General features: G+C 67.7%; 15 protein-coding genes and 1 pseudogene. 2 read left to right on the plus strand and 14 right to left on the minus strand.

The window, feature by feature from the left end; translation table 11 throughout:
- Positions 1-550 (plus strand): annotated as a pseudogene (locus GKQ77_RS13780) (serine/threonine protein kinase); the annotation flags it as partial.
- Between the two features lie 74 nt (positions 551-624).
- On the opposite strand, the gene GKQ77_RS13785 reads toward GKQ77_RS13780, so the two are convergent.
- The gene (locus tag GKQ77_RS13785) at positions 625-5,466 is read right to left on the minus strand and encodes an FtsK/SpoIIIE domain-containing protein (protein WP_219689013.1); all 4,842 of its coding nucleotides are present in this window, start codon (positions 5,464-5,466) and stop codon (positions 625-627) included.
- 270 nt (positions 5,467-5,736) lie between these two features.
- On the opposite strand from GKQ77_RS13785, the gene GKQ77_RS13790 reads away from it, so the two are divergent.
- A complete protein-coding gene (locus GKQ77_RS13790; RefSeq protein WP_125514376.1) occupies positions 5,737-6,036 on the plus strand; it encodes a WXG100 family type VII secretion target in 300 nt (99 codons plus the stop codon).
- Positions 6,037-6,132: 96 nt separating this feature from the next.
- On the opposite strand, the gene GKQ77_RS13795 is transcribed toward GKQ77_RS13790, so the two are convergent.
- The 13 genes from GKQ77_RS13795 to GKQ77_RS13855 form a co-directional block, all read right to left on the minus strand.
- Positions 6,133-6,741, minus strand: coding sequence for a hypothetical protein (locus tag GKQ77_RS13795; RefSeq protein ID WP_219689014.1), 609 nt, complete (start codon positions 6,739-6,741; stop codon positions 6,133-6,135).
- Positions 6,738-7,364: a hypothetical protein gene (locus GKQ77_RS13800; protein WP_219689015.1), complete on the minus strand. Its 627-nt coding sequence runs from the start codon at positions 7,362-7,364 to the stop codon at positions 6,738-6,740. The genes GKQ77_RS13795 and GKQ77_RS13800 overlap by 4 nt, the downstream gene beginning before the upstream one ends.
- On the minus strand, positions 7,351-7,779 hold the full coding sequence (locus tag GKQ77_RS13805; protein WP_219689016.1) for a hypothetical protein: 429 nt from the start codon (positions 7,777-7,779) through the stop codon (positions 7,351-7,353). The genes GKQ77_RS13800 and GKQ77_RS13805 overlap by 14 nt, the downstream gene beginning before the upstream one ends.
- A gap of 48 nt (positions 7,780-7,827) precedes the next feature.
- The gene (locus GKQ77_RS13810; RefSeq protein ID WP_219689017.1) at positions 7,828-9,093 is read right to left on the minus strand and encodes a putative T7SS-secreted protein; all 1,266 of its coding nucleotides are present in this window, start codon (positions 9,091-9,093) and stop codon (positions 7,828-7,830) included.
- A gap of 59 nt (positions 9,094-9,152) precedes the next feature.
- Positions 9,153-9,443, minus strand: a complete 291-nt coding sequence (locus tag GKQ77_RS13815) for a hypothetical protein (RefSeq protein ID WP_219689018.1) — start codon at positions 9,441-9,443, stop codon at positions 9,153-9,155.
- Positions 9,444-9,585: 142 nt separating this feature from the next.
- Positions 9,586-10,665 (minus strand): hypothetical protein, encoded by a 1,080-nt coding sequence (locus tag GKQ77_RS13820; RefSeq protein WP_372459874.1) that lies wholly within the window; start codon positions 10,663-10,665, stop codon positions 9,586-9,588.
- The gene (locus GKQ77_RS13825) at positions 10,662-11,336 is read right to left on the minus strand and encodes a hypothetical protein (protein ID WP_219689020.1); all 675 of its coding nucleotides are present in this window, start codon (positions 11,334-11,336) and stop codon (positions 10,662-10,664) included. The genes GKQ77_RS13820 and GKQ77_RS13825 overlap by 4 nt, the downstream gene beginning before the upstream one ends.
- 153 nt (positions 11,337-11,489) lie before the next feature.
- A complete protein-coding gene (locus GKQ77_RS13830; RefSeq protein ID WP_258021289.1) occupies positions 11,490-12,122 on the minus strand; it encodes a hypothetical protein in 633 nt (210 codons plus the stop codon).
- A complete protein-coding gene (locus GKQ77_RS13835; protein ID WP_308117658.1) occupies positions 12,119-12,817 on the minus strand; it encodes a hypothetical protein in 699 nt (232 codons plus the stop codon). The genes GKQ77_RS13830 and GKQ77_RS13835 overlap by 4 nt, the downstream gene beginning before the upstream one ends.
- Positions 12,807-13,220, minus strand: coding sequence for a hypothetical protein (locus tag GKQ77_RS13840; protein ID WP_219689022.1), 414 nt, complete (start codon positions 13,218-13,220; stop codon positions 12,807-12,809). The genes GKQ77_RS13835 and GKQ77_RS13840 overlap by 11 nt, the downstream gene beginning before the upstream one ends.
- Before the next feature lie 13 nt (positions 13,221-13,233).
- Positions 13,234-14,493, minus strand: a complete 1,260-nt coding sequence (locus tag GKQ77_RS13845) for a DUF308 domain-containing protein (RefSeq protein WP_258021290.1) — start codon at positions 14,491-14,493, stop codon at positions 13,234-13,236.
- A 119-nt stretch (positions 14,494-14,612) separates the two neighbouring features.
- Positions 14,613-14,903, minus strand: a complete 291-nt coding sequence (locus GKQ77_RS13850) for a hypothetical protein (protein ID WP_219689024.1) — start codon at positions 14,901-14,903, stop codon at positions 14,613-14,615.
- A gap of 4 nt (positions 14,904-14,907) precedes the next feature.
- Positions 14,908-15,657 carry a hypothetical protein gene (locus tag GKQ77_RS13855; protein ID WP_308117659.1) on the minus strand — a complete coding sequence of 250 codons (750 nt, stop codon included), beginning with the start codon at positions 15,655-15,657 and terminating at the stop codon, positions 14,908-14,910.
- Positions 15,658-15,951 lie beyond the last annotated feature (294 nt).

Here is a 15,951-nt window from a genome sequence, read left to right on the forward strand (position 1 = left end):
GGGGGCGAACGGGCGCGGCCGCCGGGTGAGTTGCACCGTCGCCCTCGCCGTCGCCGGGGCGATGGCCGCCGTCACGGTGGGCTCGGTCTTCGTCTTCGGGCTGCTGCCGAAGGACGACGCGTCGAAGGACTCGGGCGGCGGACAGGAACCCCCGGCGGCGACCGCCCCGGCCGACCCCTCCCAGGACGACGGCGCGGGACGGGTCCCCGGTGCCTACCTCGGCAAGTGGCGCGGCAAGGCCGACGCGAGCGGCGGCACGATCCCCCTCGGCACGTTCGAGGTCACCCTGCGCCAGGCGGAGCCGGGGGACCGGGTCGGCACGGTCGTCCAGCACGATCTGATCGGCAACACCTGCACGGACGTACTCACCCTCAAGTCGGCCTCGGCCAAGGAGCTGGTCGCGACCGGCAAGGGCGCCAAGAGCAACGGCGCCCAGTGCGCGCAGACGCCCCACACGGTCACCCTGCGCCTCGACGGCAAGGCCCTCAAGTACACCTCGGACGACCCGGACGCGGGGGACCCGAAGGCACGGCTCTCCCGAATCGACTGAGCAACGCCCCTGCCACGCCGCGCCGGGACGCGCCGGGGCGATCTCGCCCCGGCAACCCCCTCGGAACCGCCCCCCTACAACGGAGTCGTCAGCGTGGCCAGTTCCCCGTTGCCCAGATGCAGCATCCCCTTGCCCGGCGTCACCGGCCCGCCGACCACGCTGCGCGAGATCCGTAGGCCGATCAGGTCGCCGCTGGAGCTGTCCTGGGGGGAGAGCAGGATGCCCCGGCGGCCCTTCTTCGCGTCGACCTGCCAGCCCGAGAAGCCGCTGCACACGTCCTCCTCGTCGCCGGCGAGCACCATCGCGAGGCCGAGGTCCGCGCCGCGCTGGATGATCCGCTTGAAGTGGCTCGCGGCATCCGCGTCCTCCAGGATCTCGGCGTCGTCGATCAGTACGACGACCGGGTCGTCCGGCGACGCGTCCGCCTCGTCGATCAGCTCCTCGAACTCGTCCTCGTCGATGTCGTCACCGGTGAAGACCTTCAACACGCCCTCCTGGCCCTCCAGTTCGCGGAGGGGCGACTGGCGCGGGGCCGCGACGACGAGACGTACGCCCTGGGCGCGGAACGAGCGCGCCATGTTCAGCAGCACCGTGGAGCGGCCCGACTTCGCGGGGCCCGCGATGACGAACGCGGGCACGCCCTGCGCGAGGTCGGGGCCGTGGCCCATGACCTCGTCGCCGCCGATGCCCACCAGCGCCCACAGCTTGGAACGCGAGGCCTCCGGGTCGCGCAGCTCCCACGCCTCCTCGAAGGAGATACGGCTCGGCAGCGTATCGACCCGGAACGGCCTGCGGTGGCGCGGCACATTTGCGTCGCGAGCCGCGGCCCGCTCACCGATCGCGGCGATCGCCGCGGCCTGCCCCTGACCCGTGGAGTCCTCGGAGAGCAGCGCGAACTGCGTCTCCGTACCCGACTCGTTCTTGAAGGCGCGCCCCGGCGCGATCTCCTCGGGGACCTTGCGCGCGGGAATGCCGAGCATCGAGAAGTCGGAGCGGTCCGCGAGGCGCAGACCGTACTTGTCCTCGGTGAGCGAGGAGATCCGGCCCACCAGGATCTGCCGGTCACCGGTCATCACCATGTGGATGCCGACGCTCGCGCCCTCGCGCATGATCGTGGTGATCTCGTCGGTGAGCGAACCGTGGTCGATCTCGCCGAGCGTGGGCAGCCAGCCCTCCCAGCGGTCGAGCAGGACGACGAGGTGCGGCAGGCGCTCGTCCTCGGCGGCGTCGGCCCGCTGCTCGCCGATGTCCGCGTATCCCTTGTCGGCCAACAGGTCCTGGCGCCGCGTGAGTTCACCCTTGAGCCGGTTGATGAGGCGCACGACGCGCTCGGTCTGGTTGCGGCCGACGACCGCACCGCAGTGCGGCAGCCGGGTCAGGGCGTTGAGCGCGCCGTTGCCGCAGTCGATGCCGTACAGATGGACGTCGGCGGAGGAGTGCGTACGCGCAAGCGAGCCCGCGATCGTGCGGAGCACCTGCGAGCGGCCGGAGCGCGGGGCGCCGCCGATCATCAGGTGGCCGAAGGTCGCGAAGTCGACGACGACCGGGCGGCGCGCCTGGTCGGCGGGCAGGTCCTCGATGCCGTACGCGGCGGGCGTGAGCGAGCCGGGTGCCGTGCGGGGCGCGGGGGCCGGGATCTCGTCGAGCAGCAGCGTCTCGCCGAGGGCGGGCAGCCACGGGCTGTGCTGGGCGGGGATGCCAAGGGCGTGGTTGGCCTCGATGACCGTGTCGACCAGGACCTTCAGGTCGGTGATCTCCTCCTCCTCGCGGGCCTCGGCCTTCGGCTTCACCAGCGAGGCGCGGCCCAGCGCGGCCCAGTCCAGGGCGTCGACCCAGGGCGCGAGGGCCCTCGGGTCGGCGGCGCCGGGGCGGCGGCCACCGACGCGTCCCGACTGGAAGGGCACCAGGGAGGCGTGGCCCAGACGTACGTACGCACGACCCGGGGTGTTCTTGGAGATGTGCCCGGCCTCGGGCGAGTCGATGACGTCGCTGGACTCGCCGCCGTCGGTCACGCGCAGCGCGATGCGGAGGTTGGTGTTGGCGCGGATCTCGGGGGAGACCACACCGGAGGGCCGCTGGGTGGCGAGCAGCAGGTGGATGCCGAGCGAACGGCCTCGCTGGGCGATGTTGACGAGGCCCGTCACGAAGTCGGGCAGGTCGCGCACCATCGAGGCGAACTCGTCGATGACGATGAGGAGCCGGGGCACGGGCGGGTGCGACGGATCGCGCCGGACGAGGTCCTGGTAGTCCTCGATGTCCTTGGCGTCGGCGTCGGCGAGGATGTGCTCGCGCCGCTTCAGCTCGGCGCCCAGCGACTCCAGGGCGCGCTCCACGAGGTGCGCGTCGAGGTCGGTGACCATGCCGACCGTGTGCGGCAGCTTCACACAGTCCTTGAACGCGGAACCGCCCTTGTAGTCCACGAGGACGAAGGTCATGTTCTCGGGCGTATTGGCCACGGCGAGGGCGGCCACGATCGTCTGCAGCAGCTCCGACTTACCGGAACCGGTGGTACCGGCGATCAGACCGTGCGGGCCGTCCTTGCGCATGTCGATGCCGAACGGACCGTCGTACGACTCACCGATGACCGCCATCGTCGACTGCCCGCCCGCCTGCCAGCGGGCCGCGATCGCGCCGGGCGTCGGCGGCTCCAGCTCCAGCACGTCGAGGAGCCGGCTCGACGCGGGCAGCGCGGAGTCCTCGGTCTCCCCGCTGATGTCACGCAGCGGCGAGACGGCACGGGCCAGGCGCAGGCACCAGGAGGGGGAGACGAAGTCGGGGCGTACGTCCGTCAGACGCTCGGCGCCCGTCATCTCCACGCGCAGCCGCAGCTCACGCGGGGCGTTCTCCTGGGCGGGGTCGGAGGCGGTCCGGTGCCAGGCCTGGAAGGACGGGAAGCCGCCGCCGGGGGGCGGCTGCGGCACGCCGTACTGCGCCTGCGGCTGCGCTTGCGGCTGGGGTGCGTGGCCCGCCCTGCCGTCCAGCTCCCGGGGCTTCGGCTCGGCGACGACGAAGGCCTGGCACTCGCCGGGCAGAAACCGTTCCTCGGTGTCGAGGCAGAGCGCGAACATCCGCACGGCGGGCCCCTCGCGCAGCAGCCGTACGACACCGGGAAGGGACCGCAGCCGCCGGGACCCGTCCCACACCACGACGATGTCGGGGTCGGAGAAGGCGGCGCCCTGGCCCTTGTTCTCCTCCATCGCCTTCACGCGCGCGTCGAGGATCTGGGTCAGCTCACCGATGCGGGCACCGACGGTCTCGGCGTCCGTGCCGATGAGTACGTTGATGTCCTGGCCGCCCGACGGCCTGGCGTGCGGCAGCCAGCGCACCCAGTCCCAGGTCTCCTTCGCGGTGTTCTCGGTGAGGACGTAGAACTGTACGTCCATCGGGCTGTGCAGCGTCGCGGCCTGCGCCACCGCCCAGCGGCCGAGCGCGGTCGCGGAGTCGTCCGGACCCGCGATACCGATGACGCCGAGGCCCTTCAGGGGCAGCGCGACGGGCGCGTCCTCTATGTGCCAGGTCACCTGCCGCCGGTGGTCGTCCTTCTCCGGGTCGTCGAGGACGACCTCGGAGGGCAGCCGTCCGGTACCGACTCGGATCAGCAGGTGGTCGGCGTCGGTCCGGCGCCGCTCCCACAGGCGGGTGCGGGGCCCGGTGCCGAGCGCGAGGACGGTCGCGGGGTCGGGGATGGCGTGGCGCCGGTCCATCCGCTCGGCGACCAGGGCGTCCTGGGCGTCCTTCTCGATCCGCGCCTTGGTCTCCTCGTACTCCCTGACCTGCTTCGCATGGGACTTGCGCCCGTGCTTCTTGTCCATGAAGTAGTTGCCGAAGAGCATGATGGGGCTGAGCCCCGCCATGATCAGGTAGTACCAGCGATTGAAGATCATCGCGGCGACGACGGCACCGACGAGCGGGAAGAGCGCCATCAGCCAGGGCAGCGGCCGCGCCTCGAACTCGCGGGGCGGGGACGGCAGCCGGAAGGTGGTCTGCCGCTCGGGCGGCCGGAGCCGAGGGGGCCGGTTGTAGTCGAGGCCGGCGCCGTCCTCGGACCACTTGAGGGCGGCGTTCGGGGGTGTGTAGCGGGCGAGTTCGAGGAGGGTGTTGCCGAGGGCGAGCTGGGCGCCGAGGGGCCACTGGACGGTGTCGCGCCGGGGTCCGCGGGCGTGGCCGCCGGCCCGCCGCTGCTGCTTCTCGCGCTTGGCACGGGCCTTGGCCCGCTTCTTGCGCGCCTTCTCCCGCTTCTTCCGGGCCTTCTCCCGCTCCTTGGCGAGCTTCTCGGCGTCGCGGGGGCTGCCGGAGGCCCGCCCGATCCCACCACCTGCCCTCCCTGCACCCCCCGTCCCTTCTATCCCCTCTATCTCCTCGGGCTCCTCGGGCTCCTCGCCGAAGGGGGTGCCGTCGAGGGTGACGCCTTCCTTGTCCTTCTCCTCCCCGTGGAGGGTGACTTGGCAGGTGCCATCGGTTGCAACTGACAACGTGAGGGCGCGGGATGCCATCTCGGGATCATCGATCCGGATGTACGAGGCGGCTCCGCTGCCGATGTCGTACCGCCCGATGCCGAGCCGGTGCACGGCGCCGGCGGTCGGCCCGCCGGCGACGCGCAGCTCGACGAGGCCGGAGGGTTCGCCGGGCAGGCAGCCGGCGGGGTCGTCGAGGCTGACGACGGCGCCTTCGCGCAGCGGCGAGGTGACGACGGTGGCGGTGGGATCGACGGCGTACCCGTCCACGTAGATCGTCGGGCCGCCGCCGGCGCCGGAGTGCGGACCCTGCCCGATCGGAATGATCTGCGCACCGCTGTGGCCGACCTGCCGGGCCAGTTCCACCGCGATGTCCCGCACGGTGGACTCGGGATCGGCATCGAGGACCACGTCGGCGGAGCCCCCGCCGAACGGATCGACGACGGTCAGAGTCAGGCGCACGACGGTCCTCCCCGGAGCTGGACAATGGGCCTGACGATATCCGCTCCACCCTTCCCACAGGCAACGCCCTGTGCACAGTCTCACCGCGCGGCCGCGGGTGCTCTCACCGCGCGGCCGCGGGTGCTCTCATAGCAGACCTGTGACTCGACCGGACTGGGATCCCATCCGCCCCACCCGTAAGCTGCTGGCGCAAGAGCGGACGATCACACCATCCGCTCAACGGGAGCCACGGGGGTTGGCCCTGCGGCCAGTTGATGAGGAGAGAGCCACATGGCCAAGGACCTTGATGTCACATATCAGGACATGCGCGACGCGGCCAAGCACGTGGTCAAGGAGAAGGACAAGCTCAACGAGAAGCTGGACGGCCTGAAGAAGTACATCAAGAACCTCGTCGAGACGGGCTTCGTCACCAAGAGCGCCTCGAAGGCGTTCGACGAGAATTTCGACGAGTTCGTCGAGGGCGCGAAGAAGACCCTCGAGGGCCTTGACGGCATGGGCGACTACCTGACCAACGCGGCGGACAAGTACGAGCAGATCGATGATGAGCTGGGGCGGGCGGCGAAGAAGTAACACCCGCGCCGTGTGCCAGGGGGTGCGGGCGATCAGCGCTCGCTGTCGCGCCACCCCCGTCGCACGGACGGGCGCGGGGCCCACCGCTTCCGGGCACTACTCGTCGAGGTTGATGAAGAGGCTCCGCGCGAAGTCGTCGAACTCGTCGATGTTCGAGGTGATCCAGCCGATGTCCTCGCCGAGAGTCCGTACGATCACGTCGATGCCCAGGGACTCGAGGCGCCAGGCGTAGTTCACCGATACGCACATCGCTTCGGCCTTGGCGGCGACGAAGTAGCGGATCGACCGCTTGCCTCGGCCCAGGCGTTCCGTGTCGAAGTCGATGACCTCGGGCTCCCGCATGGCGCCCGGCTCGTCCTTCTGGACGAGTTCGTCCAAGGTCTCCTCGACGTCGCCCTCACTCGGGCCCGCGTGCACGAGGAAGGTCAGGAACTCGCGTCGCGGGTCGGGGACGTAGAGGAAGACCTGGTGCACAGACACCGTCTGGGGAAGGAGTTCGGCCACCGAGTCGAGTTCGAAGGCCAACATCTTGACCTCCTTCTCCTTGTCGTCCGGCTCGTCGTCGACGAGCGCCCAGAGCAGCTCCGAGGTCCGCCGCGCCCACTTCTTGCGCCGCCGCGCGGCGCCCCATCCGTTGCCGAGGACGGGCATGGCGGGCCAGACGGTGGCGTCGCTGTCCGTGTCGAGGGAAAAGATGACGGTCACTCGGTCCTCCAGCGGAACGTGGTCATGACGGCATCGAAGAGCTCGACGAGGATCTCGGTGAAATCGCTTTCGGGGTCTCCGTCCCCGACTGTGCTGAAGCTGACGACGACCCATCCGGCGTCCCCATCGGACGACGGTACCTGCACGACGTAGTCGACGTGCTTGGACGGCGCCTCGGCGCCCTTCTCCGGGGCGGCGGGCATCGTGCGCTCCTTGCGCATCCCCGGCGCTCCGTCCACCTCCGTCGGCTCGGCGTCATCGGACTCAGTGATCAGCTGGATCATTACGTCCTGTCGGGCGACCCCGTCACGCAGCGCGGTGTCGACCTTGGCCACGATGATGGAGGCGGCCACGAGATACCCGTGCATGGGTTCCGTCGGCAGGTACAGATCCACGCCGTCGCGTTGCCGCGCCTCCTTCACCGAGGAGTTCAGCCGCCGGTACAGCTCCATCCGCGCTTCGGCCACCTGATCCTTGGGCAGCTCTCGGGCGACTCGCTCGGCGGCCTCGTCGACGATCTTCTTGATCGCGTCCTGGGTCCCCTCTCGCAGGGGCACCCGCGTCCACCCTGGCGGAATGACAAGGGTGTAGCCGAACGCGTTCTTGGTGTCAGCCGGCGCCATCGTGGCGGCTCCTTCGGTCGAGCGCCCTGCACACGAACGTGGTGGCACCGGGCAGAAGAGGGCTGATGAGGACCGCGGGGTGGTGATGCATCAGCAGGAACAGAGGAGCGAACTGGGCGAGACCGCCACCGACGAAGTAGAGGACGAACTCACGTCGCCATCGGCCTCGGTTGTGCAGCACGACGACACCAACGGACAGTGCGACGACCGCCAGCAATGGCAGCGTCTGGCCCGGGAGGCGGAATGCGGCCCTGATCGATTTCGGCAGGGCGCCGGAGTTGATAAGCGCTCCACCGATGATGGCGACGACAAGAACGGCGAGCGGAGTCACGATGGCGATCCGCGCGTTCTGAATCACCTTCCGATCCTCGGCGGAGAGATCGCCTGCCGCGCCGGCTGCTCCGTTGTGCACCATGTACGTGGCTCCTGCGTCTGTACGTCGTGTCCCGCGGGGACGGTCGTCTCACCAGGCGGACTGGGCCTGCGTCACGCCGTTGTTCCCCTTGAAGTCGTTGTAGGCGTCCCAACTGGGCTTGTGCGGAACGCCGAGCCCGTCACTCACGGCGTTCAGTGAATCATTGTCGCCCAGCAGCTTGTCGCCCCAGTCGACGGCCGTACCGGCATAGGTCGAGCCCACGGCGGTGCCGTAGGCGAGGGTTCCGCCCACCTTGGCTCCGGGGGAGATTCCTTCGCCGAAGAGCCGCCTGTTCGTGCTGATCCCCTTGCGCAGGGCGGCGAGATCGCCGTCTCCGAGGTGGGCTGCCTGAGACCACTTGCTGGGTGGTGGCATTTCGTCGGCGACCTTTCCCGCGCGTCCAGCGAGTCCCTTGCGCAGAGCGGTCATCTCCTGCCGGATGGCCGCCTTCGCGGTGTCGTCGGTCGCATTCGCCAGCCGATTGGCCAACTGGTTGCGCAGGGACTTGGTCTCCGCGAGCCCTTGCTTGAGCTTGGTCACCCGCTGCACGGTGGATGCCGCACGCGTCGACTTGCTCGCGGCTTTGAGCCCGATCATGGCACCACGGCCGAGTCCCATGGTGAGCAACCCGAAGGCGTCGAACGCGACATCCATCCATGTGGCCTTGCCGGCCGCCACGAGCAGCATGCGGCCGAGTACGACCGCCACGCCCAGGCCGATGACGAGGAGATTGAGACCTGGTACGAAGATCGCGGCGATGGCCAGCGCTGTGCCCACCCAACTGAGGACGTCGAGAAAGAGCTTGAAACCGTCCGCGTGTTCCTTGGCCCAGCCGACCAGGTCGTCCCAGGTGCTGTCCTCCACCGCGTCGTCGATCGCCTCAAGAATATTCCTGCGAACCGTCAGCGCGTGACTGTGGAAATGCGAGGTGGCTTTGAAGAGCTGCTTCTTCGCCTCCTTGACCGCGTCCTCGTCCTTCTCGTCGGCTTGCGCCTTGTCCCGCGCCTTCTTGGCAAGGTTCTGGGCGTGTTCCAATTCCTTGGCCCAGGTTTTCAGGTGACCCGATACCTTCTCGTACCGGCCCTTTGTCTTGTCGAAGCGTCCGGCGAGTTCTTCGGACTCCTCCTTCAAGCTCTTCGCGTACTTGCCCTTGATGTTGTCGTCGTCGCCGAGCTGGCGAAGCTTCTTGACCTGGCGCGACAGGGTTTCCGCGATGTCCGAGAGCCGCTTCGCCTCCGCACGGATCGCGACCGGGTCGCCGGGGGTCGGGTCGGATTCAGCGATGGGGGACCAGTCGACCGGACGGCCAGCCACGCGAGTTCTCCCTTGCCTCATGCTTCTCTTGCGTGCGCAGCCTCATCGCTGCACCCTTATTACTTCTTCTTACGCTTGTTTGCTTCAGCCAGTTCTTTGTCGAGCTTCTCGAAGTTCTCGATCGACTGCTCGACCAGTTTCCCGACCTTCTCGATGTTTCCGAGCAGCTCTTTTCGGTGGTCGTCCCAGTTCGTGGTGAACTCGTCCATGGCGCCGGCGACGTACGGAGATCCATACTCGTCCCGCATGTCCTCCTGGTGCCCAGAGCACCCCTTGAACTCTTTGCGGACCGTCCCGAGGTCCTTCTTGATCGTGTAGAGGTACTCGTAGTCCACCCCGAGGTCGGTCACGGGAGTCTCCTCGCGTCTTATCTGTCCAGTGGGCCGACGTTATCCAGCCGGACCAGGAGGTCTCCAGCGCTGATATCAGGGCAAGTTGTTGCATTCCGGAGGACTGTCATCGTGTTGTGACGCGAAGAGGGAGGGCGCGGGATCAACGGTTGATGGACTGCACTTCCTCGACCGTGATCTCCTGCACGACCTCGATCGTGCCGTCAGGCATGTCGACCGGGCCGGTCTGGCCCGTGCCGGTCCAGCTGATCTCCCAGGTGAGGGCCGCCTTCAAGGGGAAGGTGCCGCCGTTCGAGGAGCGGTTGTAGATGATGCCGCAGGGCGGGGTCTCCTTGGACTTGCCCTTTGCGTACGGCTCGCCGATCTTGCCGTCGACTATGGGGCATTCACCGCCGGCCGGGAGCATGGTGGCGTCCTCGGTGCCCGGGTTCAGGGTGAGGGACTTGGGCTTGGCGGTGGTCGTCGCGCTGATGCTGAAGCCGGGGACGTCGATCGCCGCGGTGGCCCGCACCTCGTCGAAGGCCGCCTTGTCGAGCCAGGCCCAGGTGGGCAGGTTCACCTTCGTGGTGTTCTCCGGCGCGAGGGAGACCTTCGTCTTGGGCAGCCGCATGCGCTGGTAGGCCAGATCGGCGAGCATCTCCGGCTTGATGGCCTCCTCGTACTGCGGCGGCGGGGCCTCGCCCTCGTCGACCCAGAAGGGGATGTCGTTGCACGAGCTGCGCTTGAGGATGTCCGGCTCGTTGGGGTTCTCGACGGCGGCCCAGAACATCCCCTTGCCGTCCTTGTCGACGTTGTAGTCCTTGTAGCCGGGGGTGTCGGTCCAGCCGTAGTCGTCCTCGTAGTGCCGCCGCATTTGGTCGAGCGCCGCGCCCGCGTGACCGGCCATGCCCGGCGCGCTCATGGAGTCCTTCAGCTCCTTGGACATCTTCTTCTTGAAGTCCTTGGCACCGAGGTAGGGCGCGTACCAGCAGGGCGGGGGATTCCAGGTGACGTCGGAGGAGGCGACGTTTCCGGGGCTGCCGTTGTCGGTGACGGCGCCGGTGTATTTGATCCGTGCGGCGGCGTAGATGCTGGTTCCGTCGGTGCCGCCCTTCTCCTCGGCAGTGGCGCCCTTGCCGGAGCCGACCGGCTTCGCCGCGTAGGCGGATTCCGTGAGGACGAGGGCGCTCAGTGCGAGCGTCAGAGCCGTGGTGCTGAGGACAGTACGCCGGGTTCTGTTCACTGGCACTTCTCCGCCTCTGTCTCGACGAACACCTTTGATGCCTGCCACAAGCCGTTGCCCGTCGGGAACTTGACCATGATGAGCTTGAAATGGTCGAAGTCCTTGATGCTCTTCTCGGTCTTCAGGAGCTTCCCGGACTTGATCTCCCTGCCGTAGAACTTGCCCGAGTCAGCACAGAAGGCGACCTCTACCGAACCGCCGTTGGGAGCGGACCGAGTGGTGGCCTGGTAGTGACGCAACGTGCCGGTTGCCGTCCACCCGCCCTTGATCCACTCATTGATCTGCACCTTCGCGTAGTGCAGGCCGTCGCCGGTGGAGTAGGCGCTCACCGCTGCCTCCTTCGACGTGCGCTTGTCGACGCCCCGATAGATCGCCCGCATGAAATTCGCCGCGTCGCTCATCGCGGCCGCCTCGTCCTTGTCCTTCGGCTTGTTCCAGTCGAAGACCAGGTTCATGTCCTTGGGCAGGGAGACGTCCACACCGTCCGGCTTGTCCTCCGCGGGCGCGGCCGACGGCGACGTCGACTTCTTCGGCTTCGCCGGGTCCTGGTCGGCACCGGCGATCTTGTCGTTGTCCTTGGATGTGTCGTCGTCCCCGCTGCCGCAGCCCGTCAGGAGCAGGGCTGCGGTCGCGGCGAGCGCGGCGGTGACGGGCAGGGTGCGGCGGTTCACGGTCGGCTCCCGGTGGGGCGAGGATGTCTCCAACGGGCCGACGTTATCTATGGGGTTGGTGGTTCCGCCAGGGTCGATAGTGGGGCAAGGTGTGCCATCCCGGCGGACTGTCATCGTGTCGTGACGCGAACGGTACGGGCCTGCCCGGGCGATCTAGGAAGGGGCCCACACGCTCAGAGACCGGGCGAGTTCCTCAAGGGCGTCGGCGGCCCTCATCAGATGTGCGATGTCGTCCGTGGCCGTCCAGACGACCACGTCCGCCGCGTGCTCCTCGACTCGCCAGGCGTAGCGGACACAGGCCAGCAAGTGCGGTGAGCCTTCCTGGGGGACGTAACGGAACGTGGTCATACCCTTGCCGAGCTTTTCGGACATGACGGGCTTCACGACGGGAGGCTCTACGGCCATTGGATCGTCCGCCCGGGTCAGCTCGCGGAGGGCCTCTTCGCTGGATCCCGACGCGGGACCGATCGCTGCGCAGACGGGGAGTGGCATGTCGGCGGGGTGGTCGACGTGGAGGAATACCCAGTGGTCGGAGCCGGGCGGGGCGAAGGCCTCGATGCTGCGTTCCAGGGTGCCGGTGACGAAGTCGACACCGTTGGGGCCGGGGTCCAGGTCGCTGTCCTGCCACAGGTCCTCGGCGACTTCACGGGACCAGGCGGCGATGTCGTCCCACTCGGCGAAGGGGGCGGCGAGGCCGGAGCGAGGCGGGACGATGATCCACGGGTCGGGATCGATGTCCCCGATGTCGATGAGGCTCCAGAAGTAGCTCTTTGTCACAGCGGTCACCCTCGGATCCAGCGAAAGTTGGCCATCACGGCGTCGAACCATTCGACGAGGGCGTCGGCCAATTCATCCCGGGGGTCCCCGCCGCCGACGGTCGAGAAGGCGGCGACGAACCAACGGTCAGGGTCGTCAGGAACGGACACGATGTACTCGACGCGCCTGGACGGGAGGTCGGCGCCGTTCTTCGCAGCAGCCTTCGACACGTGCTCCCGGCGTACGGCCAGTGCGTCGTCGATCTCGCCGGAACTCAGGTCGGCGTCCTCCACGCCGTCTCTGGCGAGCAACTGAACCGCTACTTCGGCGGGTTCTGATGCGCCCTGCGGGCGACCGGACGGTCTGGGCACGAGGGACTCGGACACGAGGATCGACGCGCCGAGATTGAAGTCTCCGCCCATGGGCTTCACCGGCAGGTAGAGGTCCAGGGCTTTGGTCTTCTGGGCGTGGGCGATGGATGCGCGGAAGCGACGTTCCAGCTCGCGCTTGTACGGGTTGACCTTATCCGTCGGGGCATCGGAGGGGATCCGGGCATACGCGTCGGCCAGGATGCTGCGGACCGCCTCCTCCGTGCCGTGGCGGAGGGGGACCTGAGCCCATTCGGAGGGGAGGAGGATGCGGTAGCCGGTCACCGGCGGGTGTGCGGCGTCGGAGGTGGGGGCGTCTACTGCCCCACCCGTCGGATTGGTCTGTTCAGGCAGCACGAAGTCGTTCCTTGCGGTTGAGATGCCACATCGCGGCGAAGCCGGCCAGGCAGATGCCTACCGCAGTCCACAGGAGCCAGGAACCGAGACCGATGGCTCCGAGTACGGCGTAGAAGGCGTAGATGCCGAGCGTCCCCGTGATCATGACCCGTTCGCCCGACAACTCGGCCCAGTCGTCGGGGTGCCGGGCCAGGCAGATCAAAATCACCGGGGATGTGGCACACAGTGTCCACTCCCACGTGGGCATCGGCAGGACTGCTTCCCCCAGAAAGTCCTTGGTCGCCGGGCCGGCGAAGCACCGCAGGAGGGCCAGTACCAGGACGATCTTCATCAGGAAGAGCAGCCTGTACGGGTTCGCACGCCACCGCCGGGGATGGAACTGCGTTTCGGAGCTTTCCGTCATCAGGGTCGTCCTCTCACCATCGTGATCCCACGGGTGTGGTCATACGGTCCTTCATGCGGCTGTACTCGCCGCCTGAGATTCCGTCACCGGACTTGTCGCCGACATCCAGCGTGGTACCTACCATCCACGACCCACGAAGGGCGTTCTTTTGACGCTCGGCCTCGCGGGCGTTGTCCGCGAGTTCGGTGTTGTCCGGGTACTGGTCGCGCCACTTCTTGATGTCCTTCATCTGGCGGCCGAGCTGTGCATCCCCCAGAGCGTCCGTCTTCTCCCGCGTGGTGATTTGCGGCAACTCGGCATCACGTACCTCGTTTGCCGCCTTCTTACCCTGCGCCCGGCTCCTGGCAAGCTGGTTCAGATTGCGGGCATTGGCCTTCTTCCGCGCGTTCCCAGACCTGCCGCCACCCTTCTTGGATTTCGCCACCGAGCTTGCTCTGGAACCCGCGGTCTTCGATGCGCTCTCGGCTCGCCTGGCCGTGCCGGCCACATTGGAAGCCGTCTTGCGGGAGCTATTCTGTAGAGCTTTGATCGCCTTGGCCGCCTTGACGCCATTGCGCGCCATCTTCAGCGCGCCGACGTCCATGAGGACGTCGAACCAAGAGCCGTTCCCTGTCGCTGCTTGTACCAGATGAATGGCGGCGACGCCGATGGTCAGGGCGAGAGCGAGGACGCCGAGAGCGGGGAAGAACATGGCCGCCACGCCCACCGCTGTGGCAGCCCAACTCATGGCATCGGCGAGGGTGCCGAGCCAATCCGCGTCTCCGACCCATGCCTTGAAGTCATTCCACCAACTGTCCTTCATGTCGTCGTCGATGGACTTTCGGATCTTGCCGGCATAGTGGCCCGCCCGCTCCTTGTAATCCCCAACCGCGGAGTTGAGCCGGCCTCGAGCATCCTCCAGGTCCTCCTTGGCCTTCTTGAGTGCGGGATCCTCGGCGTCGGAGTCCTTGTCGCCCTTCTTTTCCTTGTCACCCCCCTCGTCCTTCTTCGCGGTGTCCGACTTGTTCCCGTGGGCGTCGATGACGCGCTGGGCTTCCTTGGCGTCGTCGAGGGCCTTGTCCGCGCGCTTCTGGAAGCCCTCGAGGTCGTCGGCCCAACCGGAGAGGTGGCCCTTGACCTCGCGGTAGCGGTCCTCCGCCTCGTCGAGCTTGCGGCCGAGACCCCGGGCATCCTCGGCGAGCTTGTCGGCGTACTGGCCCTTGAGATTGTCGGCATCGGCCATCGCGTTGAGCGCCGCGGCCTGGGTGCGCAGGTACTCGGCGATCTTCTTCATGTGCTTGACCTGGCCGCGGACTCCCTCCGGGTCACCCGGTACGGGGTCGCTTTCACGCAGAGGTTGCCAGTCCTTGGGGCGCGCCATTTCCATATCCCCCGATGAGAATCGTGCTTCGCTTACTTCTTCTTGCCAGGCTTCGCCAGTTGATCGTCAAGCTTCTTGAAGGCGTCCCGCGTGCCCTCCACCATCTTTCCGATCTCACCGAGAGACTCGACCAGACGCTTACGGTTCTTGTCCCAGTTGTCGACGAAGTCGCCCATGGCATCCTTGATATCGGAGGCGCCGACCGCCGACTTGACGTCGTCTTTCCATTCATCGAGATTCTTGAATTCGGTCTCGATAGCGCTGAGTTGGCTTGCCGACTTGTTGAGCAACTGAAAGTCGACGATCAGGTCTGACTTGGACATGTCCCTACACCAGCTTCGCGTTCTGTGCGTCCATCACGGCCGTCGCGATCTCCGGGTTACCGGGCCTGGCCTGGGTGAAGGCCATGGCGTCCACCGCGTAGTAGAGCGCGAGTGTGTCGCCGTAGCGGACCGTCCGGGCGCGCAAGGTGTGCGTGACGTTCTCGAACTTCGTCGTCACGTTGAAGGCGACGGACTCGTCCGCGCCCTTCGGCGTGGGGGCCGTCTCCGCGGTGACGGAGGAGTACGGGGAGGTGGTGCGGCCCGCCTTGGCCGTGAAGCCGTTACCGCAGGAGCCGATCGCCTTGGAGAGCTCGGCCAGCGTGGCCTTCGCCTCCCCGCGCTCGTACGCGGAGAGCGTCACGTACGTGAATACGCCGGGGCCTTTCGCCCCTGCGGCGACGCGGGTCAGGTCGGCCTTCGGGGAGCCGAGCGGGAGCTGGTTCGTCGCGTACGCGATGGGGGCGCAGACGGCCTTGTCGAGCTTGACGTTGTCCTGGGACGTGGCGAACACGTACTTCTCTTGAGGTTCCCTGACCGTGAACCCTTTGACCTCGCTCTTGGAGAGAACGGCGCTCTTCAGCTCGGCGGCCGGGTCCGAAGTCTTCTCCGGTGCGGCGGAGGCGTCGGGCTTGCCCTTCGAGTCGCCGGAGGAACCCGAGTCCGAGTCGGACCCAGAGCCTCCACAGGCGCCCAGGGCCAGCGCGGAAACGAGGGTGAGAACGGGCACGGCCAGGGCAGTGCGGGTCCGCTTCACGAGGGCTCCTGTCTATGGGCCCTGCCTGTCCCGGCTCAAGTCCGGGGACAGCAGGAGTGGTTCCTGGACGGTGTGGTGCGTGCGTCCGCGGCACTTTACTGTGCCCTTCGCAGCGGTGAAACAGGTGGCTTGGAGCCCTCCCACCCCAGGCTGACGGCTTGGTGGTGCGCCCGTTGCTGGTAGATCTGGGCAGCCCGCGGTGACAGCACGGGGCGGTACGCGCTCGGCCGCGCCGGGCTCGGCATGATGGCCCGATGCCCGACGAAACCAGCACCCCCGCCTCTAGCACCCCCG

Source organism: Streptomyces anatolicus, assembly GCF_019400875.1.
In the GTDB taxonomy this organism is placed as follows: Bacteria; Actinomycetota; Actinomycetes; order Streptomycetales; family Streptomycetaceae; genus Streptomyces; species Streptomyces anatolicus.